Annotated in this window: 19 protein-coding genes; 7 read left to right on the top strand and 12 right to left on the bottom strand. The window is 55.6% G+C overall.

What is annotated here, in order from left to right:
* Position 1: 1 nt before the first annotated feature.
* From rffG to trxA, 7 genes are all read right to left on the bottom strand, one after another.
* Positions 2-1,069, bottom strand: coding sequence for a dTDP-glucose 4,6-dehydratase (rffG, locus tag HMPREF1144_RS11335; RefSeq protein ID WP_009652852.1), 1,068 nt, complete (start codon positions 1,067-1,069; stop codon positions 2-4).
* Positions 1,066-2,328, bottom strand: coding sequence for a UDP-N-acetyl-D-mannosamine dehydrogenase (wecC, locus tag HMPREF1144_RS11330; RefSeq protein WP_004097520.1), 1,263 nt, complete (start codon positions 2,326-2,328; stop codon positions 1,066-1,068). Before wecC ends, rffG begins: the two co-directional genes overlap by 4 nt.
* Positions 2,325-3,455, bottom strand: coding sequence for a non-hydrolyzing UDP-N-acetylglucosamine 2-epimerase (wecB, locus tag HMPREF1144_RS11325; RefSeq protein WP_004097518.1), 1,131 nt, complete (start codon positions 3,453-3,455; stop codon positions 2,325-2,327). Before wecB ends, wecC begins: the two co-directional genes overlap by 4 nt.
* Before the next feature lie 56 nt (positions 3,456-3,511).
* Positions 3,512-4,558, bottom strand: coding sequence for an ECA polysaccharide chain length modulation protein (wzzE, locus tag HMPREF1144_RS11320; RefSeq protein WP_014227454.1), 1,047 nt, complete (start codon positions 4,556-4,558; stop codon positions 3,512-3,514).
* 21 nt (positions 4,559-4,579) lie between these two features.
* Entirely contained in the window at positions 4,580-5,674 is a 1,095-nt protein-coding gene (gene wecA, locus HMPREF1144_RS11315; RefSeq protein WP_009652819.1) for a UDP-N-acetylglucosamine--undecaprenyl-phosphate N-acetylglucosaminephosphotransferase, read from the bottom strand.
* 242 nt (positions 5,675-5,916) lie between these two features.
* The gene (gene rho, locus HMPREF1144_RS11310; RefSeq protein ID WP_002883293.1) at positions 5,917-7,176 is read right to left on the bottom strand and encodes a transcription termination factor Rho; all 1,260 of its coding nucleotides are present in this window, start codon (positions 7,174-7,176) and stop codon (positions 5,917-5,919) included.
* Positions 7,177-7,505: 329 nt separating this feature from the next.
* Positions 7,506-7,835, bottom strand: coding sequence for a thioredoxin TrxA (gene trxA / locus HMPREF1144_RS11305; RefSeq protein WP_004097507.1), 330 nt, complete (start codon positions 7,833-7,835; stop codon positions 7,506-7,508).
* A gap of 341 nt (positions 7,836-8,176) precedes the next feature.
* Between trxA and rhlB the strand changes: the two genes are divergently transcribed.
* Positions 8,177-9,442: an ATP-dependent RNA helicase RhlB gene (gene rhlB / locus HMPREF1144_RS11300; protein WP_004097504.1), complete on the top strand. Its 1,266-nt coding sequence runs from the start codon at positions 8,177-8,179 to the stop codon at positions 9,440-9,442.
* Positions 9,443-9,567: 125 nt separating this feature from the next.
* Complete coding sequence (gene gppA, locus HMPREF1144_RS11295) at positions 9,568-11,064, top strand: guanosine-5'-triphosphate,3'-diphosphate diphosphatase (protein ID WP_162933681.1); 1,497 nt, start codon at positions 9,568-9,570, stop codon at positions 11,062-11,064.
* Between the two features lie 78 nt (positions 11,065-11,142).
* Here the strand turns inward: gppA and HMPREF1144_RS11290 are convergent, their stop codons facing one another.
* Positions 11,143-11,883 (bottom strand): GntR family transcriptional regulator, encoded by a 741-nt coding sequence (locus HMPREF1144_RS11290; protein WP_004097500.1) that lies wholly within the window; start codon positions 11,881-11,883, stop codon positions 11,143-11,145.
* Between the two features lie 220 nt (positions 11,884-12,103).
* Between HMPREF1144_RS11290 and HMPREF1144_RS11285 the strand changes: the two genes are divergently transcribed.
* Genes HMPREF1144_RS11285 through HMPREF1144_RS11275 form a run of 3 tightly spaced genes read left to right on the top strand, consistent with a single transcriptional unit; the run spans position 12,104 to position 15,500 of the window.
* The gene (locus tag HMPREF1144_RS11285; RefSeq protein WP_042927554.1) at positions 12,104-13,120 is read left to right on the top strand and encodes an ADP-ribosylglycohydrolase family protein; all 1,017 of its coding nucleotides are present in this window, start codon (positions 12,104-12,106) and stop codon (positions 13,118-13,120) included.
* A gap of 18 nt (positions 13,121-13,138) precedes the next feature.
* The gene (locus tag HMPREF1144_RS11280) at positions 13,139-14,554 is read left to right on the top strand and encodes a purine-cytosine permease family protein (RefSeq protein WP_004097496.1); all 1,416 of its coding nucleotides are present in this window, start codon (positions 13,139-13,141) and stop codon (positions 14,552-14,554) included.
* Complete coding sequence (locus tag HMPREF1144_RS11275; RefSeq protein ID WP_004097494.1) at positions 14,538-15,500, top strand: PfkB family carbohydrate kinase; 963 nt, start codon at positions 14,538-14,540, stop codon at positions 15,498-15,500. Before HMPREF1144_RS11280 ends, HMPREF1144_RS11275 begins: the two co-directional genes overlap by 17 nt.
* A gap of 3 nt (positions 15,501-15,503) precedes the next feature.
* Here the strand turns inward: HMPREF1144_RS11275 and rep are convergent, their stop codons facing one another.
* From rep to HMPREF1144_RS11255, 4 genes are all read right to left on the bottom strand, one after another.
* Positions 15,504-17,522, bottom strand: coding sequence for a DNA helicase Rep (gene rep, locus HMPREF1144_RS11270; RefSeq protein WP_009652864.1), 2,019 nt, complete (start codon positions 17,520-17,522; stop codon positions 15,504-15,506).
* A 102-nt stretch (positions 17,523-17,624) separates the two neighbouring features.
* Positions 17,625-18,353: a nicotinamide riboside transporter PnuC gene (gene pnuC / locus HMPREF1144_RS11265; protein ID WP_004097491.1), complete on the bottom strand. Its 729-nt coding sequence runs from the start codon at positions 18,351-18,353 to the stop codon at positions 17,625-17,627.
* Positions 18,353-19,102 carry a nucleoside phosphorylase gene (locus HMPREF1144_RS11260; protein WP_004097486.1) on the bottom strand — a complete coding sequence of 250 codons (750 nt, stop codon included), beginning with the start codon at positions 19,100-19,102 and terminating at the stop codon, positions 18,353-18,355. The genes pnuC and HMPREF1144_RS11260 overlap by 1 nt, the downstream gene beginning before the upstream one ends.
* A gap of 24 nt (positions 19,103-19,126) precedes the next feature.
* The gene (locus HMPREF1144_RS11255; protein ID WP_004097483.1) at positions 19,127-19,831 is read right to left on the bottom strand and encodes a Crp/Fnr family transcriptional regulator; all 705 of its coding nucleotides are present in this window, start codon (positions 19,829-19,831) and stop codon (positions 19,127-19,129) included.
* Between the two features lie 194 nt (positions 19,832-20,025).
* Between HMPREF1144_RS11255 and ppiC (HMPREF1144_RS11250) the strand changes: the two genes are divergently transcribed.
* Both ppiC (HMPREF1144_RS11250) and ppiC (HMPREF1144_RS11245) read left to right on the top strand, forming a co-directional pair.
* Positions 20,026-20,307 (top strand): peptidylprolyl isomerase PpiC, encoded by a 282-nt coding sequence (gene ppiC, locus HMPREF1144_RS11250; RefSeq protein ID WP_004127352.1) that lies wholly within the window; start codon positions 20,026-20,028, stop codon positions 20,305-20,307.
* 52 nt (positions 20,308-20,359) lie between these two features.
* Positions 20,360-20,641, top strand: a complete 282-nt coding sequence (gene ppiC, locus HMPREF1144_RS11245) for a peptidylprolyl isomerase PpiC (RefSeq protein WP_004097481.1) — start codon at positions 20,360-20,362, stop codon at positions 20,639-20,641.
* Positions 20,642-20,741 lie beyond the last annotated feature (100 nt).

Below are 20,741 nucleotides of genomic sequence, written 5' to 3'. Positions count from 1 at the left end.
CTCAGGCATGCAGCCCCAGGCGTTCGCCCTGATAGCTGCCGTCCAGCACCTGCCGCCACCAGTATTCATTGGCCAGATACCACGCAACGGTTTTGCGCATCCCGCTGGTAAACGTTTCATCCGGCGTCCAGCCCAGCTCACGCTCTATTTTCGTCGCGTCAATGGCATAGCGCAGGTCATGGCCGGGACGATCGGCAACAAAAGTGATGAGATCGCGATAGCACGCCAGGCCATCCGGCTTGTGCAGCGCCAGCTCTTCCAGCAGATCGCAAATGGTTTCTACCACCTCGATATTCTTCCGTTCATTATGGCCGCCAATATTGTAAGTTTCGCCCGGCTCACCGCGCGTTGCTACCTGATAGAGCGCCCTGGCGTGATCTTCAACAAACAGCCAGTCGCGGATCTGCTGCCCGTTGCCATAAACCGGCAGCGGTTTGCCCGCCAGCGCATTCAGGATGGTCAGCGGGATCAGTTTTTCCGGGAAATGATACGGCCCATAGTTATTCGAGCAGTTAGTGACCAGCGCTGGCAAGCCGTAGGTCCTCTGCCAGGCGCGAACCAGATGGTCGCTGCTGGCTTTCGAGGCCGAATAGGGACTGCTGGGCGCATAGGCCGTTGTTTCGGTAAAAAACGCGCCGCTGTCGTGTAGATCGCCATAGACCTCATCCGTTGAGATGTGGTGGAAACGAAAGGCGGATTTTTTATCGCTCGCCAGCGTATTCCACCAGGCACGAGCAGCTTCCAGCAGCGTATAGGTACCGACAATGTTGGTTTCGATAAACGCCGCCGGGCCATCAATAGAGCGGTCGACGTGGCTTTCGGCAGCCAGATGCATCACCGTATCGGGTTGATAATGGCGAAATACCCGATCCAGTTCGGCGCGATTGCAGATATCCACCCGTTCAAAAGCAAAACGCGGATCCCCGGCGACAGGCGCCAGCGACATCAGATTCCCGGCGTAGGTCAGCTTATCAATAATCACCACGTTATCGCTGGTTGCGGTAATGATTTCGCGCACCACCGCCGAACCGATGAATCCGGCGCCGCCGGTGACCAGAATCGTGCTCACCGCCACACCCCTTTGGTATCGACGATAAACTGCTGGCTAACGCTATTCCCGCCAACCGCTTTAAATTCTTTATGATCGACCAGCATCACCAGCACATCGGCGCTCGCCAGCGCCTCGTCCAGCGACGCCAGAGCGCACAGTCCGTCGAGCTTTTTCGGCAGCTGATGAATATTTGGCTCAACGACCAGGGTTTCGCCGCCGTGCCAACGGGCGATCTGGGCGGCAATGGCCATGGCCGGGCTTTCGCGCAGGTCATCAATATTCGGCTTAAACGCGAGGCCAAAACAGGCGATTTTTACCTCGCTGGCGCGTTTGTTGCTGGCGGCGAGGCAGTCGGCGACCCGCGCTTTGACCTGATCAATCACCCATTCTGGTTTGTGGTCGTTAACTTCACGCGCGGTCCGGATAAGCCGCGCCTGCTGCGGGTTTTGCGCCACGATAAACCACGGGTCGACCGCGATGCAGTGGCCGCCAACGCCCGGCCCCGGCTGGAGGATATTGACGCGCGGATGGCGATTCGCCAGACGAATCAGTTCCCAGACGTTGATCCCCTGATCGGCGCAAATTAGCGAAAGTTCATTGGCAAAAGCGATATTAACGTCGCGGAAGCTGTTTTCAGTCAGCTTGCACATTTCGGCGGTGCGCGAGTTGGTCACCACGCATTCGCCTTCGAGGAAAATTTTATACAGCTCGCTGGCGCGGGCTGAGCAAACCGGCGACATGCCGCCAATCACGCGATCGTTTTTAATCAGCTCAACCATCACCTGCCCCGGCAACACGCGCTCCGGACAGTAGGCGATATTGACGTCCGCCGCTTCGCCAACCTGCTGCGGGAAGCTCAGATCGGGGCGCATTTCCGCCAGCCAGCCCGCCATCTGCTCGGTTGAACCCACCGGCGAGGTGGACTCAAGGATAACCAGCGACCCTTTCTTCAGCGTCGGTGCGATAGATTTCGCCGCCGACTCGACGAAAACCATATCCGGTTCATGCAGGTCTTTAAACGGCGTCGGCACCGCAATCAGGTAAGCGTCGGCTTCTACCGGCGCGGTAGTGGCGCTCAGGTAACCCTGTTCGACCGCCGTTTTTACGACGCTCGCCAGATCCGGCTCCACGATATGAATTTCACCACGGTTAATGGTCTCCACGGCGTGTTGATTGATATCAACGCCGACCACCCGCTTTTGCCGGGAGGCGAACGCGGCAGCGGTTGGCAGGCCAATATATCCAAGGCCAATCACTGAAATGGTAGAAAAATTCATAGCGTTACCTGATTATTTTTAAGTGCAGACAAAATACGATGACACGCATGTCCATCGCCATACGGGTTATGCGCCCGGCTCATGGCCTGATACGCGGACTCATCTTGCAGCAGGCGCGTGACTTCATTGACGATGCGCTGGCTATCGGTACCCACCAGGCACACGGTGCCCGCGCTGACCGCCTCCGGGCGCTCAGTCATTTCACGCATCACCAGCACCGGTTTCCCGAGCGAGGGCGCCTCTTCCTGGATACCGCCGGAATCGGTCAGGATCAACCACGCGCGGTTCATCAGCCAGACAAACGGCAAATAATCCTGCGGCTCAATAAGTATGACGTTCTCAACGTGGCCGAGAATGCGCTTCACCGGTTCGCTGACGTTCGGATTCAAATGCACCGGATAGACGATCTGTACGTCCGGATTGTTCGCGGCGATCTCCGCCAGCGCATGGCAGATTTGCTCGAAACCGCGGCCAAAGCTTTCCCGACGGTGTCCGGTGACCAGAATCATCTTCTTGCCGTTGGCGAGGAAGGGATAACGCTGTGTCAGCTCGTTGTGCAGGGCTTCATCGCTCAAAACCCGGTCGCGCACCCAGAATAGCGCGTCAATAACCGTATTACCGGTTACCGTAATCCGATTGTCGGCGATATTTTCCCGCAGCAGGTTCTGCCTTGAGGTTTCGGTCGGCGCAAAGTGGTACGTCGCCAGATGCCCGGTCAACGTACGGTTCCCCTCTTCCGGCCATGGCGAGCTCAGATCGCCCGTGCGCAGCCCGGCTTCCACGTGTCCTACCGGGATCCGCTGATAGAAAGCGGCCAGGCTTGCCGCCATCGTCGTGGTGGTATCGCCATGCACCAGCACCACGTCTGGCTTAAACGACTCCAGCACCGGCTTTAAACCTTCAAGGATGCGACAGGTAATCTCCGTCAATCCCTGACCCGGCTGCATAATGTTGAGGTCGTATTCCGGAACAATAGAAAAAAGTTTCAACACCTGATCGAGCATCTCCCGATGCTGCGCGGTCACGCAAACTTTCGCCTCAAAATGAGGATCCTTTGCCAGCGCATGAACCAGAGGCGCCATCTTGATAGCTTCTGGTCTCGTGCCAAATACCGTTAGTACTTTCACATCGATTCTCTTCGATTAGGCGATGAAGGCGACATATCCTTCACCACAGGCCGCATTCACTGGACACGGCGACGCGATAACGCAACGCCTGCGCCGATGAGCGCGCCCACAATCCCCCACATCACCATCAGAAACACGCGGCGCGGGCTATCGCGTTTTACCGGTTCTTCAGGCGTTCGCAAATACCTGTAAGTCTGAAAACGCGGATCCAGGGTCGGCCCCACGTTCAGCGTCGTTAACATGGCGCGGCTTTGATCATAATCAAGATCGTACTGCGGCCCCACCGCCTGCAGATTTTCCAGCCGGGCCTGCAGCATTGGCCGCCCCAGTAAAAACAGCTCGGAATCCGGCAGCTGGTCTGGTGGAATATCGGTTTCGCTGCGGGAGATGTTGTGCTGCTGCGCGACTTTCAGCGCCTGTTCCACGCTGTGCATGCGGCGATTGAAAATCTCTCGCGCCACCTCTTCCTGGCGCTTCACCTGCGCTTTCATCTGTACGGTACGCGCGGCCCAGGCGCCTTTGAGCTCATCATTCAGATGCCCTGCCGCACGCTGGCTGGCGAAAGCCACATACTGGCGCAGCAGATTGTTGGCATCAGGCGCGGTTTCTGCCGTCAGCTTCACGCTATCGTTGATGCTTTTTAGCGCATCGCCGGGCATGAACTGGATATCGTTAATCAGGTCATCCAACAGCGCGGCATCGGCGCGAGCGTTACCCGACTGGCGCTGCTTGTAGTAGTCCGTTTGCAGCCAGAAGTCGCGGCGGGTATCCCACGAAGCCTGCTGCATGATGAACTCTTTATATGCTTCGTCCATGACCGAAGGCTGATCGACAGAGACGAGATTGGCCTTGATATCGAGATTGCGTAAGAACTGCTGTTGTGAATAGTATCCCCCCAGCATGTTCACCGTCGGTCGGTCGGTAATCGCCGTCGCGCTCCACTCCTGACGAGCAAAAAAGGTATAAACCAGAACAATCAGTGCAAAGAGCACTGCGATACCTGCTATCCAGCTTTTTCCGGCCCATAAGGCGCGAAACAGCCCGCGAATATCCAGCTCGTTCTCAACGTTCACTGTTTGTGCTCCCGGTAATGGTTGAGTCATCACGTCCCCAGATTGACTTGGTTAATTTGAATTATTGCCGCTGTGTCGCCGTATTCTGCGTCTAATGCGCTTAACCATGCGCGCCACTTTCCAGGCGCGTTTAATGCAGTAGCCATAAAGAAAAAAGGCTAACAAAAAGAGTATTAACATCACCCATTCAGGAACAATGCGGGTGTATTCCGCCACCACGCCAACCAGGGCCAGCAGCGCGGCGGCCAGGGTGATCAGCACAAACGCCTGACGGGAAGTAAACCCGGCGCGCATGATTAAATGATGAATATGCTGACGGTCCGGGGAGAATGGGCTCATCCCTTTGCGCAGGCGACGGTACATAATCGCCACCATATCCATCAACGGAATAGCGATAATCCACAGCGCCGTGACCGGGCTGATAGGATGCGTTTTTCCCTGCGTGGTCTCCAGCAGGATCCAGATGATAGTGAAGCCAATCATGGTGCTGCCGGCATCACCCATAAAGACCTTATAGCGACGACCAAGCGCACCGAGGTTAAGTAAAATATAGGGCAAAATGGCGGCGATCATCGCAAAACACCACATCGCCAGGCTGTACTGGCCATCAAACCACAGGATAATGCCCGTTGCCGCGAAAGAGACTGACGACAGACCGCCAAGCAGCCCATCGATACCATCAACCATATTGAAGGCGTTGATCGCCGCCCAGACGGCGAACAGCGTGAGGAAGAAGCCAAAGGGGCCGAGCACCAGCTCCCATGAGCCGAATATAAAACCCAGGCTACTAAGATGAAGATTACCCACCATCATCATAATGACGGCGATAGCGGCTTGAATAACCGCGCGAATTTTTACGCTGATATCAAAGCGGTCGTCCAGCGCACCGACCAGCACGAGCACCCCGGCACATCCCAGGTATAACCGAGCGTGGGGAATGTAATAATCGGCGATAGCAAACGTAAAACAAATACCTGCGAAAACTGAAATACCACCGACTAACGGAATCAAACCCTGATGCCGTTTGCGATAGTTAGGTTTATCCACCAGCCCAACTCTTTTTGCCGCCTTGCGAGCGATAAATATAAACAGGGTGGTGAATAAGAAAATACTGATTAATTCAGTAATAGCAGTGAGTAAATTCACAACGCATGTGCTCTCAGCATAGTTAATCCGGGAAGTATAACGATGATGCCTCAACTCCAGAAGGGGCAAAGCAGAACATTACAAATTTATTGTAGAAATTTTAGACTGTTAAAGCCGTCTCTGCCTGCCATCATCCTGCACATATCATACGTTAAGACCCATTTTGTTTTCCCTTCCTGGATCATACAAACCCGGAAAACAAAACGCCACGCAATAGCGTGGCGTTCTCTGGCGTTTTTAGCTTACGAGCGCTTCATCATGTCGAAGAAGTCATCGTTAGTTTTGGTCATCGCCAGTTTATTGATGAGGAATTCCATCGCGTCGATCTCACCCATCGGGTGAATGATTTTACGCAGGATCCACATCTTCTGCAGCTCTTCCTGAGTGGTGAGCAGCTCTTCTTTACGGGTACCGGAACGGTTGTAGTCGATAGCCGGGAAGACGCGTTTTTCTGCGATCTTACGAGAGAGGTGAAGCTCCATGTTACCGGTGCCTTTAAACTCTTCGTAGATAACTTCGTCCATTTTAGAACCGGTATCGATCAGCGCCGTAGCGATAATCGTCAGGCTGCCGCCCTCTTCCACGTTACGCGCGGCACCGAAGAAACGCTTCGGACGATGCAGGGCGTTGGCGTCCACACCACCGGTCAACACTTTACCGGAAGCCGGGACAACGGTGTTGTAGGCACGCGCCAGACGGGTAATGGAGTCGAGAAGGATGATAACGTCTTTCTTATGCTCAACCAGACGCTTCGCTTTCTCGATAACCATCTCGGCAACCTGAACGTGGCGAGATGCCGGCTCGTCAAAGGTAGAAGCGACAACTTCACCTTTAACCAGACGCTGCATCTCGGTCACTTCTTCCGGACGTTCGTCGATCAGCAGTACCATCAGAACGCAATCAGGATGGTTGTACGCAATGCTCTGCGCGATATTCTGCAGCAGCATGGTTTTACCGGCCTTCGGCGGCGCAACAATCAGACCACGCTGGCCGCGGCCGATCGGCGATGCCAGATCCAGGACGCGAGCGGTTAAGTCTTCCGTTGAGCCGTTACCACGTTCCATACGCAGACGTGAATTTGCGTGCAGAGGGGTTAAGTTCTCGAACAGAATCTTGTTACGCGCGTTTTCCGGCTTATCGTAGTTAACTTCGTTAACTTTCAACAACGCAAAGTAACGCTCACCCTCTTTAGGAGGACGAATCTTACCGGAAATGGTGTCACCAGTGCGGAGGTTGAAGCGGCGGATTTGGCTGGGGGATACGTAGATGTCGTCGGGACCGGCGAGGTAGGAGCTGTCTGCTGAACGGAGGAAACCAAATCCATCCTGCAGTATCTCCAGTACGCCATCGCCAAAGATATCCTCGCCACTCTTCGAATGCTGCTTGAGGATGGCAAAAATAATATCCTGCTTACGCATACGGGCCAGGTTTTCCAGCCCCATATTTTCGCCGAGAGTAATCAGCTCAGAAACCGGCGTATTCTTTAATTCGGTAAGATTCATAATGGTGTGGGTTCTTAAACTCGGGGTAATTCTCGAACTTAATGTTGTGAATGGTATGGCAGGAACATCCATGCCTGTTAACGGCCTTCATCTCGTGTCTGTACGTTGCCTGGTCACAGGAAAGAACGCAGAACTGAAACGACTAAACGGAATGAGTGATAAGCCCGGATTATAAGCCTCACGCGCATTTTTGCGGGACGCTTTGGGTAAAACAAGATTCAAACAAAGGTATGTTTAAAACGAAGTCTGAGATTAACTTAGCACGACTCTCGCCGGGCGTCCAGAGATCCGCAAAAAATTGGACGCTGGACGCCAGGAGAACAAGCCGCTTACGCCAGGTTGGCGTCGAGGAACTCTTTCAGCTGGCCTTTGGACAGCGCGCCAACTTTGGTCGCTGCCACTTCGCCATTTTTGAACAGCAGCAGGGTCGGGATGCCGCGAATGCCGTATTTCGGCGCAGTACCCGGGTTCTGATCGATGTTCAGTTTCGCAATGGTCAGTTTGCCCTGATACTCTTCAGCGATCTCATCCAGAATCGGGGCGATCATTTTGCACGGACCACACCACTCTGCCCAGAAATCGACGAGGGTTAGCCCGTCAGCCTTGAGTACGTCCGTGTCAAAACTGTCGTCAGTCAGGTGAATAATTTTATCGCTCATATTTAACTCCACAGGAATAAGCCTGGTGTGTTGGTGTCGCGGCCATCAACGACGTGTCGATGCTACGTTATGCACGCTGTTCTTCAGAATGCCTCTTTTATCTCTCTGCATCACAATGCCCATCATGAACTTTGCCCCGCAAAAGATAAAGCAACCAGCGTTCAAACCGGCTTATCGCAGATTTGTCACCCTCGCCTCGCTTAGTAGTCTAAGCTTTCGAAGATTCGTTCAGTTGCCGCAGACGCACCTTGAATAATTTCATACATAGCCAACGAAAGGTTGACGTTATTTCACCGGATACGCTTTCTTAATGCAATAGTTAGCTGATATTCTACCACACTATGAGCAAAACACATTTAACAGAACAGAAGTTTTCCGACTTCGCCCTGCACTCGGCAGTGATTGAAGCCCTTGAAAAGAAAGGGTTTCATAATTGTACACCCATTCAGGCACTCGCCCTCCCGCTTACGCTGGAAGGTCGCGATGTCGCCGGGCAGGCGCAAACCGGTACCGGTAAAACGATGGCGTTTCTGACGTCAACGTTTCATTATCTTCTCACTCACCCGGCGATCGCTGACCGCCAGGTCAACCAGCCGCGCGCGCTGATCATGGCGCCAACGCGTGAACTGGCGGTACAGATCCACGCTGACGCCGAACCGCTGGCGCAGGCTACCGGTCTGAAACTCGGCCTGGCTTACGGCGGCGACGGCTATGATAAGCAGCTGAAAGTGCTGGAAAGCGGCGTGGATATTCTGATCGGTACCACCGGTCGCCTTATCGACTACGCCAAACAGAACCATATTAACCTCGGCGCCATTCAGGTTGTCGTGCTTGACGAAGCCGATCGCATGTACGATCTCGGCTTTATTAAAGATATCCGTTGGCTGTTCCGCCGTATGCCGCCAGCGAATCAGCGCCTGAACATGCTGTTCTCTGCCACCCTTTCTTATCGCGTCCGTGAACTGGCGTTCGAACAAATGAACAACGCCGAGTACGTCGAAGTTGAGCCTGAGCAGAAAACGGGCCACCGTATTAAAGAAGAGCTGTTCTATCCTTCCAACGAAGAAAAAATGCGCCTGCTGCAGACGCTGCTGGAAGAAGAGTGGCCGGATCGCGCGATTATTTTCGCCAACACCAAACATCGTTGTGAAGATATCTGGGGTCACCTGGCGGCGGACGGCCATCGCGTTGGTCTGTTAACCGGCGACGTCGCGCAGAAAAAACGCCTGCGCATTCTCGATGAATTTACCCGCGGCGATATCGACATTCTGGTCGCAACAGACGTTGCCGCCCGCGGTCTACATATTCCGGCCGTTACGCACGTCTTTAACTACGACCTGCCGGACGATTGCGAAGACTACGTTCACCGTATTGGCCGTACCGGCCGCGCTGGCGCCAGCGGTCACTCCATCAGTCTGGCCTGTGAAGAGTACGCGCTGAATCTGCCGGCAATTGAAACCTATATCGGTCATTCAATTCCGGTCAGCAAATACAATTCGGACGCGCTGATGACTGAACTGCCCAGACCACTACGTCTTACGCGCCCGCGCCCGGGCAACGGCCCGCGTCGTAACGGTCCGCCACGTAATCGTCGTCGTTCAGGTTAAAGCACTATGCCATACACAAAATCATTCAAGTTGCATCAAGGCCGCCGGAAAGCGAATCGCGGCGAGCTGACGCTGGTAAGTGATTCGGGTAAGAGAACGCAGCCAACACAGAGGCAACTTGAAGGATGAAGTGTATGAGCTCCACCTCGCTCTATGCCGCTATCGATCTTGGCTCCAATAGCTTTCATATGTTGGTTGTACGCGAGGTTGCCGGAAGCATCCAGACCCTGAGCCGTATCAAACGCAAAGTCCGTCTGGCCGCTGGCCTCAGCGGCGACAATACGCTCTCGGCAGAAGCCATGGAGCGCGGCTGGCAATGTTTACGCCTGTTTGCCGAGCGTTTGCAGGATATCCCCCCGACGCAAATCCGCGTGGTCGCCACAGCGACGCTGCGCCTGGCGGTTAACGCCGGTGAGTTTCTGGAGAAAGCGCGGGAAATCCTCGGCTGCGCGGTTCAGGTTATCAGCGGTGAAGAGGAAGCGCGCCTGATTTATCAGGGCGTTGCGCATACAACAGGCGGCGCAGATCAGCGTCTGGTCGTGGATATTGGCGGCGCCAGCACCGAACTGGTTACCGGTACCGGCGCGCAAACCACCTCGCTTTTCAGCCTGTCCATGGGCTGCGTGACCTGGCTGGAACGCTACTTTGCCGATCGCAGCCTGACCAAAGAGAACTTTGACCAGGCCGAAACCGCCGCGCGTGAAGTTTTGCGTCCCGTCGCCGATGTGCTGCGCTATCACGGCTGGAAAGTGTGCGTCGGGGCATCCGGTACGGTTCAGGCGTTACAGGAAATCATGATGGCGCAGGGGATGGATGAACGCATCACCTTAGCCAAGCTACAGCAGCTCAAACAGCGCGCCATTCAGTGCGGTCGTCTGGAGGAGCTGGAGATCGAAGGCCTGACGCTTGAACGGGCGCTCGTCTTTCCCAGCGGCCTGGCGATTCTTATGGCCATCTTCAGCGAGCTGAATATTCAGTGTATGACGCTCGCCGGCGGCGCGCTGCGTGAAGGTCTGGTCTACGGCATGCTGCACCTGTCGATCGATCAGGATATTCGCAGTCGTACCTTACGCAATATTCAGCGCCGGTTTCTGGTTGATACCGAACAGGCACAGCGCGTTGCCCAACTGGCCGCCCATTTTGTTCATCAGGTGGAAAACAGCTGGGAAATTGAGCCACTATGCTTCGATTTGCTGCAAAGTGCCTGCCAGCTGCATGAAATTGGTCTGAGCGTGGAGTACAAGCAGGCCCCCCTGCACGCCGCCTGGCTGGTGCGCAATCTTGACCTGCCCGGCTTTACCCCCGCACAAAAGAAGCTGCTGGCGACGCTGCTCTTAAACCAAACCAACGCCGTCGACCTTTCATCCATTCATCAACAAAACGCGGTGCCTCCGAGAGTCGCGGAGCATATGTGCCGTCTGCTGCGTCTGGCGATTCTGTTTGCCAGCCGCCGACGCGACGATCTGCTGCCGATGCTAACGCTGGCTGCCGAAGATGAAAATTTGACGTTAACGCTGCCGAAGGGCTGGCTGGAGAATCATCCGCTGGGCCGGGAAATGGTCGAACAGGAGTGCCAGTGGCAGAGCTACGTTCACTGGCCGCTGCGGCTTAACGAGCAGTAGTCGGATATGATCCGCTCTCGCATAAAGCGATGGCGGGTTTAATACACCGACCATGCCAAAATAACTGGCCGACTGCGCTTATTGCAGCTTCACTCTGAAATCAAAATTAAAGTAATTGCTCAGGCAGAATGCGGTTCCGTACTCAAGCACCTCTCCCTGAGCATTGCGGCTTTTCAGCGTAATTTTCATCAATGGCACGCCTTGCGGCAGGTCGAGCAAATTCAGCTCTTCCGCCGAAGGAATATGCACCGTCAGTGAGTAATCCTGAAGATCGGGATAAATATCATTTTCCGCCCAGTGCGCGTACAGCGAACCTTCAAGTAGATCCGGGCGGGGTAAGAAACGCTCGGGGATAAACATGGTTTCGATAGACACCGGGAGGGCATCGACCAGACGGACGCGTTTGATTTTCGCCACCCGATCGCCGACCGCGATCTCCAGCTCACGGGCCAGAAAATCATCCGCCGCCAGCTTTTCCCTCACCAGCCATCGGTTGGACACCGTGCCTGAATTTTGTAGCTGGGCAGAAAATCCGCCGCTGGCAAGGTTATAGCTTACCGGCAGATTCACCTCGGTCCCTTTTCCGTGGCGTTTAATAACCAGCCCGGCCTCCAGCAGCGCATCAAGCGCCTTTACGACCGTCACGCGCGATAGCTCAAGCGTCTGCGACATTTTGCGTTCGGAAGGCAGGATGCTGCCGTGCGTCAGCAACCGCTCGGTCATTGCCGCTTCAATAGCTTGTTTAAGTTGAATATAAAGCGGCGCGGGAGCCTCTGCATTCAGACGCCCTTTTATATACTCAAGCAGCGATTGCGGCATAATGTCGTAGTCTTCCGGAATTCAGTGGCAGTGGATTTATCATAGTGGATCCATACTGGAATCAATAGCCCCCTTATAACGTCTCCCACCCTTTTTTAGCTTCTCACTTTTCTTTCATAATGCGTCTTCGATCACAGCATGGCCACAAAGGACTTTAACTGGACTTAATCTGGATCTACTTTTAGTATAACTTTTATTCATTTCTTCCAGGGAGCCGATGATGTCTGATATTCGCCCTACCTATACCACCGAAAGCCGCATCCTCGGCTGCCTTTATGGGCAAGCCATCGGTGATGCGATGGGTATGCCTTCCGAACTGTGGCCTAAGCGCCGAATTATCAACCATTTTGGCTGGATTGAGCGCTTCCTCCCCGGACCGAAAGAGAATATTGCGGCCTGCGAATTTCGCGCCGCTGAGTTCACCGATGATACCCATCAGTGCATCGCACTCATGGATGCCCTGAATGAAACCAACGGCGTGACCGATCCACTGGTCATCGCCAGGCATATTCTGCTGTGGGCCAGACGCTGTCAGGCCTTTGAAAAAAATATTCTTGGCCCGACCTCGAAGGCTTCCCTGATCGCGCTTGAACAGGGGCAGCCGCTGGAGGAGATCGCGGCCAACGGCGTAACCAACGGCGCGGCAATGCGCGTGGCGCCGATGGGCTGTCTACTGCCCACCGGGGACAGAACGTTTTTCATTGAGCAAGTGCGGCTATCCTGCCTGCCGACGCATAAATCAGACATCGCTATCGCCGGCGCGGTGGTCATTGCATGGGCGATCGGCCGCGCCATTGAAGGGGCCGAATGGCCGTTAATCAAAACGGAGCTGGCGTCGCTCGCTAATGAGACGCAGCGCCATTATGAGTCCACTTTTAGTCCACTACTGGGAAACCGTATCCACCTGGCGCTGGAAACGATCGCCGGGGAGACTGACCATCTGACGGGTATTGAACGGATTTATGAGGACATCGGCGCCGGTATGGATATTATCGAGTCCGTCCCCGCAGCGATTGCTCTGGTTGAGCTGGCAAAAACGCAGCCTATGAAATGCGCTATGCTGGCAGCCAATTTAGGTGGCGACACCGACACCATTGGCGCGATGGCCACCGCCATCTGCGGCGCGCTTCATGGCATAGAGGCTTTTCCTGAAGAACATATACAACGGATTAAGCAGGCCAACAGCATCGACTTCGCGCCTTACGCACAGCGGCTTGCAGGCTACCGCTTCGCATAATTCACAGAGGGTATCACTATGGACAGCAAAGCTTCATACGATGGAAATATCCAGGCGACAGATCCCGGAATGGCAGAATTAGGAATCGGTCTGGTCCCCCCGGTCCACCAGACCCAGAAACCGGTCCAGCTGTTTTTCGTCTGGTGCGCCGCGAATATTGGCATTCTTGGCGTCGTTTACGGCGCGGTGATTGTGTCGTTCGGCCTCTCATTCTGGCAGGCGATTCTGGCCGCCGTGGCGGGCGTCGCCTCCTTTGCGCTGGTCGGCATCACCAGCATCGCCGGGAAAATTGGTCGTACGACGACGCTAACCCTCTCCCGCGTCATTTTTGGCAAACGCGGTAATATCGCCCCCACCAGCTTCTGTTGGGTGAATTTGATGGGCTGGGAAGCGGTCAATATCATTACCGGCACGCTCACCCTCGTCGCGCTGTTTGCCGCCATGGGTTTTGAAGAGAGTCTGACCACCACCGCGCTGTCGCTTTTCTTGTTTGGCGGGCTGACCGTACTGGTCAGCGTGCTCGGGCAAAACGCCGTGCTGATGATGCAAAAATGGATCACCCGGATCTTTGGCGCCATGACGCTGCTGGTGGTGATCTATTTACTCTTCACCGCGGACTGGCAGGCCATCCTCGCGCTGCCTTCAGGCAGCTGGCTGACCGGCTTTCTGCCGGCCGTGTCTATTATTGCCGCGGGCACCGGCATCAGTTGGGCTATCGCCGGCGCCGACTATAGCCGCGATCAGCGCCCTGACTCCGGGGAAAAACCTATTTTTCTCGCCGTGGTCAGCGGCGCCGCCCTCCCCCTGCTGTTGCTGATGCTCACCGGAATACTGCTTACCGCGCAGATCCCCGATCTGGCCTCCAGCGAGAACCCCATTTCAGCGATCGGTAAACTGCTGCCTTCGTGGATGGCAATCCCCTATCTGGCCGCGGCTACCGCCGGAGTCGTGACCATCGCCGTGTTGAGCCTCTATTCCGCCAGCCTTAACCTGTTAAGCATGGGGATTAAGCTACAGCAGCGTTCCGCCGTGGCCCTCGACGCCGTGCTGGTGCTGGGGATTGCCCTCTACGTGCTGTTTGTCTCGAAAGATTTTCTCGGGCCGTTCATCGCGTTTTTGATTTTCTGCGGCGTATTTCTGGCCGCCTGGGCCGCCATCTTTATGGTCGATTTTTATCGGCTGCGCCGCCGTGCCGGATATCCTGAAGCTGATTTATTCAGGGAGAGTGGCGCAAACCGTACCGCACTGGGCTGCTGGATTGTCGGTGCGCTGGCAGGATTGATGGTCTCTAAAACCGGTTTTATCGACGGACCTTTCGCGGTCGGTATTTTCGCGGACTCCAGCCTCGGGTTATTCGTCTCTTTTATTCTGAGCCTGGCGCTGTATCTCGCCTTCGGAATGAGAAAGGGGGCCTGCCGTGACAATCAGCGCTGACCTGCTATCGCCTCAGCGGCCGATCGTGGTTATCGGCGCCGCTTTTGGCGACATTATTCTCCATCTCGATGCGCTGCCGCAAAGCGGTGGCGATATCTCCGCCCGCGACGGCGGACGGCAGATTGGTGGCTGCGCGTTCAACGTCGCCCGCGCGCTCTCGCGCCTCGAACTGTTTCCCATTAACGCCATACCGATAGGCAATGGCGACTGGGGGCAGGCCGTTGCGCAAAAAATGGCGCTGGAAAACTTGCCCGTCCTCTTGCGCCATCCCACCCACGATAACGGCTGGTGTCTGGCTCTTGTCGAAGCCAGCAAAGAGCGGACGTTTATCACCATTGAGGGCTGCGAACAGCACTGGACTGATGAACTATTAGCGCAAATACCGCTGCCGAAGGAGGCGATTATTTACGTCTCGGGATACGAACTGGCCAGCGAAGCGCTGCGCCAGTGGATCCTTGCCCAGACGGAAGATAAAACGCTGTTCGTCGATTTTGGCCCGCGTCTGTGCGACCTGGATATTCACTTTATCCAGGCGCTGCTGCGCAAACGCCCCCTGCTCACCCTGAATCGCGATGAACTCAGCGTGCTTTGCGCGCGTTTATACGATTTGGATAGCGCGACCCTTGATGCCGCCTCACGGCTCGCCAGCGACTGGCATATTCGGGCGATCTGTCGGTTTGATAAGGATGGCGCATGGGTGGTTGAACCTGACGCAGCACCGCAGCATATTCCGGCCTGCCGCGTGAAGGTCCACGACACGATTGCCGCAGGAGACAGCCACTGTGCCGGTACGATCGCCGGGCTGGCCTGCGGGATGGATCTGCAGCAGGCAACGCGGCTGGGCAATGAAGTGGCGGCCATTGTCGTCAGTCAACCCGGTTCAGACGGCGCACCCGATCGCAAAGCGCTACGTCAGTTCCAGATTCAACAGCAAAACAGCCGCTAGCCGCTATTTACGCGCTTTCGCCAGCATCGCCCGGATGTTGGCGACGTTCGCCTGGCCTTTATGCATGCGCTCTTCCGGCGAAATCACTTTGCGCTCCTGCTCCCAAATCAGGTCGTCCTGCGGCAGTTCCAGCAGGAAACGGCTCGGCTCCGGTCGCACCAGCTCGCCGTACTGACGGCGCTCTTTGCACAGGGTAAAAGTCAGCTCTTTCTGCGCGCGAGTGATACCCACGTAGGCAAGACGGCGCTCTTCATCGACGTTGTCTTCATCAATGCTGCTCTGGTGCGGCAGCAGCCCCTCTTCCATACCAACCAGGTAGACGTAGGGGAACTCCAGCCCCTTTGACGCGTGAAGCGTCATCAGCTGCACCTGATCCGTCTCCTCATCCGACTCGCCGCGCTCCATCATATCGCGCAGGGTAAAGCGGGTAACGACCTGAGTGAGCGTCATCGGTTCATCGATCTCGCTGCCTTCGAGCATTTCGGTCATCCACGTGAACAGCGTATTGACGTTTTTCATCCGCATTTCGGCGGCTTTCGGGCTGGGCGAGGTCTCATAGAGCCAGGATTCATAATCCACGCCGCGGATCAGATCGCGGACGGCGGCAATCGGTTCACGCTCTGAAAGCTGCTGGATCTCCCGCAGCCAGTGGGTAAAGCGGGTCAAAGACTCATAGCCGCGTCCGTTCAGGGTCTGGGTCAGGCCCATATCGAAGCTGGCGGTAAACATGCTTTTATTGCGCCCCATCGCCCATTCACCCAGCTTTTTCAGCGTCGCCGAACCGATTTCACGCTTTGGCGTATTGACGATGCGCATGAAAGCGCTGTCATCATCGGGATTAGTCAGCACGCGCAGATAGGCCAGCAGGTCTTTAATTTCCGGGCGGGAAAAGAACGACGTGCCGCCGGAAATTTTGTACGGAATGCGGTTTTGCATCAGCATCTTTTCGAAAACCCGCGACTGATGGTTGCCACGATACAGGATCGCGTAGTCCTTATAGGCGGTTTTATTAATAAAGTGATGCGCGATGAGTTCACCGGCAACGCGCTCCGCCTCATGGTCTTCGTTATTGGCAGAGAGCACCTTCAGCTCTACGCCATAGCCCAGTTCGGAAAACAGACGCTTCTCGAAAACGTGTGGGTTATTGGCAATCAGGATGTTAGCCGCCTTCAGGATGCGCCCGGAAGAACGGTAGTTTTGCTCCAGCTTGATCACCTGCAGCGCCGGGAAATCCTGGCTTAGCAGGACCAGGTTCTGCGGCCGCGCGCCGCGCCAGGAGTAGATCGACTGATCGTCATCGCCGACCACGGTAAAGCGCGCCCGCTGTCCCACCAGCAGTTTCACCAGCTCGTACTGGCTGGTGTTGGTATCCTGGTATTCATCCACCAGCAGATAGCGAATCTTATTCTGCCAGCGCTCCCGCACCTCTTCGTTACGCTGCAGCAGCAGGGTCGGCAGCAGGATCAGATCATCGAAGTCGAGTACGTTACAGGCTTTCATATGCGCGTCGTACAGCCCGTAGCAGTGAGCAAAGATCCGATCCCGCTCCCCTTTCGCGCCAGCGGCGGCCTGGACAGGGGTTTTCAGATCGTTTTTCCAGTTGGAGATCGTCGAGATCAGCTGCTGAAGCACCACTTTATCGTCTTCGATCAGCCCTTCGGTGAGCTCTTTTAACAGCGCCACCTGGTCGGTATCGTCGAACAGCGAGAAGTTTGATTTCATCCCTAACGCGGCGTATTCGCGTTTGATGATATCCAGCCCCAGCGTGTGGAAGGTGGAAATCATCAGGCCGCGCGCCTCTTTGCGTCCCAGCGTTTGCCCGACGCGCTCTTTCATTTCGCGCGCCGCCTTGTTGGTAAAGGTGACCGCCGCGATATGACGCGCCTGATAGCCGCAGCCGCGGATCAGGTGGGCGATTTTATTGGTAATCACGCGGGTCTTACCGGAACCGGCACCCGCCAGCACCAGGCACGGTCCGGTAACGAATTCGACGGCTTGTTGTTGGCCAGGATTTAAACGCATGGGAGTCTTTTGCTCAATCTTCGAACGGGGTGGGGATTGTAGCAGAAAGAGGGGCACAGAGAGCAACAGGCTGCCCATTCAGGCAGCCTGGAAATCGGTCAATCAGGATGCGGCCGCGGCAAGCGGCGTATAGCCGTTACGCTGTGCGCTTTTGATCCAGCTGTATGAGCCCATTACCGCGATCGCCGTCAGCAGGACATACTCAAGCGACATGGCGTAAACGCCCTGTACCGCGTAGATAACCACGCTAATCACGTCGATAACCACCCACAGCAGCCAGTTTTCGACGAATTTACGCGTCATCAGCACCATGGCGGCAATCGACAACACCAGCATGGTGGAATCCCAGAACGGGAAGGCGTCGGGCTGGAGGTCGGGCATCGCGACCTGCATACCGAACGTTTGCAGCAGAGCAATCATGATACGAGTGAGCGTCGCGAAAACCGGATCGATAAACAGCGTCATCAGCACAATCGCCACCGCGCAGACGCCGCCCAGCGCCAGCGTTTGCTGACGGGAAAGCCAGCGTACCTTGAGCGCGGCCTCCTGCGCCTCGTTTTGCCGGCTCCACGCGTACCAGCCGTAAATATTGGCAGCGAAGAAAAAGACCTGCAGCAGCAGGCTGGCATAGAGCTGGATCTGGAAAAAGATCGCCGCAAACAGCGTGACGTTAATCAGGCCAAACAGATAGTTGATGATTTTTTCCCGGCTGGCGCACCAGATGCACAGCAGGCCGAATACGGTACCGATAGCCTCAATCCACGATAGCGCATAGCCGCCTTCGCCGAGGGGAATGTTGACCATCACATTGTTAATGCTAAAAAAGTCCATCACAAACCTCCTTGCTGGCTAGCGGAATAAATGGCGCGCAGCGCCAGGGTAATTTGCCGTTCTTCGCCCTGCTGGCACAGCGCCTCCTGCTGGACATAATCATTGATGCTGCTATCCAGGCAACCGTTGTGGGCAACAACCACGTTGAGTAATGATGCCGTACGTAGGCCGCGCAGCGCGCCGATAGTCATCAGAGCGGCGCTCTCCATATCCGCGCCCAGAACGCCTCGCGCCGACCACTGCGCATCCAGTTCCGCCTCACGATCGGTATAGAAACTGTCGTGGCTGCGCACCAGCCCGCACGCGGCGGGGATGTTCATTTGCCGCGCCTGCGCCACCAGTTCCCAGGTCAGCAGCGGGTCGGCGCAGGCCGGATAGCCCGCCGGCGCATAGGTTCGGCTGGTACCATCATCCATCACCGCAGCGTGAGCGATAATCACATCGCCGAGCGCAAGATTATCCTGCAATGCGCCGCAGCTGCCGATACGAATCAGGGTTGTTACGCCAATCTGGCGCAGTTCTTCAATGGCGATCGCCGTGGAGGGTCCGCCGATGCCGGTGGAGAGCACCAAAATCTCGATGCCCTGATACCAGCCGCGCGCGGCGCGAAACTCCCGGTTCTGACCGAGCAGCTGTGGATTATCAAGAAAATTGACGATGCGGTCGACCCGCTGCGGGTCGCCCGGCAGCAGCGCGTACCGCGCGCCGGTCATCTCTTTGCTTAACTGGATATGGGGTTGCAGCGACATTCTCCCGCCTCCTTACTCTTGCGGTTATCCGATATCAGCCTCCTGCTTCAGTTTTTCAGGAGCTAACAACACAATGCGTTCACCATCGGTATCAATAATCTGTAGCGCTTTCAGATCATGCAAAATACGGTTAATGCTGCGGGTCGTCGCCGCGAACTCCTGACTGAGATTCTGCTTATCCAGCAAGATTTCATTCGCGCCATCCTGTTGATAACGCAGCCATAGCGCCTGACACACCCGCTGATGCAGCGAGTAGAGATTGTCGCTGCTGGCCTTTTTCGACAGCTGATAATATTGCTGGCTAAAGAAGCGCAGCATTCGCTGGTTAAAGTGGTTATCCAGCGCCAGCCAGCGGCAGAAATGTTCCTGCGACAGGCTCAGGAGTTGCACATGGTCCACCGCCACCACCGAGCAGATGTAATGACGCGACTCAAAGATCTCGAGTTCGCCCACCATGTCGCCTTTACGGTAGCGGGCCTGACGGTAGCGGCGCCCGTCTTCAGCCTCATAGAAAACGTCCACCTCACCGGCGATAATCAGCGAAAAACGCTGGCACACTTCCCCCTGTCGGCAGATAAAATCACCGCGCGGAATGTCTTCGAAGCGCCAGCGCCGCATGATCTCCAGAGGACAATATTTCAGTAATTCATAGAGCAGCGGATCGCGCACAATCTCGCTCAGCCCGGAAAGCCAGCCGACTGAAAATTCAGGTTTTTTCATTGTATCCATGTTATCTCGCTCCACGACGATAAGGACAGGACGGCTGTCCCCGGCCAGAAGGAAAACGCCGAAGAAAAGTGTTGCCCATCTCCCGCTTCCGTCTATCAGGCGAGACACCTGTCCCGCGATGGCGAAGAGTATAGGTCCGCGACCAAAGCGGATGGTAAAGTAACGGGATATCTTTGAGACATGAGAGCAAAATAATGGCAAAGAGCGCAGCAGCCCTGCATATCCTGGTAAAAGAAGAGAAGCTGGCGCAAGAGATCCTCGCCAAACTGGAACGTGGCGTGAGCTTCGATCATCTGGCAAAACGCTATTCAAAGTGCCCATCCGGACGCAACGGCGGCGATCTCGGGGAGTTTAATCAAGGCGTTATGGTCGGGCCGTTCGATAAGGCGGTCTTCAGCTGCCCGCTGCTAAAGCCTTACGGACCGGTCAAAACCAAATTCGGCTACCACATCATTAAGGTGCTGTATCGCCGCTAGCCCATGCTACTATTGCGCCCTGATTCATCTCCTATTCCATCAAGGTACGATCATGGCAAAAACGGCAGCAGCACTGCATATCCTGGTTAAAGAAGAGCAGCTGGCACTGGATCTTCTGGAGCAAATTAAAAACGGCGCCGATTTCGGTAAACTGGCGAAGAAGCACTCGATCTGCCCGTCAGGCAAACGCGGCGGTGATTTAGGTGAATTCCGCCAGGGCCAGATGGTGCCGGCGTTTGATAAAGTCGTCTTCTCCTGCCCGGTGCTGGAGCCGACCGGCCCGCTGCACACCCAGTTTGGTTATCACATCATCAAGGTGCTGTACCGCAATTAAAAAAACCGGTGTCTTATTGCACCGGTTTTTTATCTCACAGCTTTCCCCTAAGTATTTCAGCTTGCAGGAAGGCGGCAAGTGAGTACAGCCCCAGGAGCAT

Origin of the sequence: Klebsiella sp. OBRC7, assembly GCF_000293135.1 — a bacterium.
Lineage (GTDB): Bacteria > Pseudomonadota > Gammaproteobacteria > Enterobacterales > Enterobacteriaceae > Klebsiella > Klebsiella michiganensis.
This window is presented reverse-complemented; position numbering and strand designations above follow the sequence as displayed.

Coding starts and splice junctions, on each gene's coding strand:
- wecC (WP_004097520.1), bottom strand. CDS start 2,328: ATGAATTTTTCTACCATTTCAGTGATTGGCCTTGGATATATTGGCCTG.
- wzzE (WP_014227454.1), bottom strand. CDS start 4,558: ATGACTCAACCATTACCGGGAGCACAAACAGTGAACGTTGAGAACGAG.
- rho (WP_002883293.1), bottom strand. CDS start 7,176: ATGAATCTTACCGAATTAAAGAATACGCCGGTTTCTGAGCTGATTACT.
- trxA (WP_004097507.1), bottom strand. CDS start 7,835: ATGAGCGATAAAATTATTCACCTGACTGACGACAGTTTTGACACGGAC.
- rhlB (WP_004097504.1), top strand. CDS start 8,177: ATGAGCAAAACACATTTAACAGAACAGAAGTTTTCCGACTTCGCCCTG.
- gppA (WP_162933681.1), top strand. CDS start 9,568: ATGAAGTGTATGAGCTCCACCTCGCTCTATGCCGCTATCGATCTTGGC.
- HMPREF1144_RS11290 (WP_004097500.1), bottom strand. CDS start 11,883: ATGCCGCAATCGCTGCTTGAGTATATAAAAGGGCGTCTGAATGCAGAG.
- HMPREF1144_RS11285 (WP_042927554.1), top strand. CDS start 12,104: ATGTCTGATATTCGCCCTACCTATACCACCGAAAGCCGCATCCTCGGC.
- HMPREF1144_RS11280 (WP_004097496.1), top strand. CDS start 13,139: ATGGACAGCAAAGCTTCATACGATGGAAATATCCAGGCGACAGATCCC.
- rep (WP_009652864.1), bottom strand. CDS start 17,522: ATGCGTTTAAATCCTGGCCAACAACAAGCCGTCGAATTCGTTACCGGA.
- pnuC (WP_004097491.1), bottom strand. CDS start 18,353: ATGGACTTTTTTAGCATTAACAATGTGATGGTCAACATTCCCCTCGGC.
- HMPREF1144_RS11260 (WP_004097486.1), bottom strand. CDS start 19,102: ATGTCGCTGCAACCCCATATCCAGTTAAGCAAAGAGATGACCGGCGCG.
- HMPREF1144_RS11255 (WP_004097483.1), bottom strand. CDS start 19,831: ATGGATACAATGAAAAAACCTGAATTTTCAGTCGGCTGGCTTTCCGGG.
- ppiC (WP_004127352.1), top strand. CDS start 20,026: ATGGCAAAGAGCGCAGCAGCCCTGCATATCCTGGTAAAAGAAGAGAAG.
- ppiC (WP_004097481.1), top strand. CDS start 20,360: ATGGCAAAAACGGCAGCAGCACTGCATATCCTGGTTAAAGAAGAGCAG.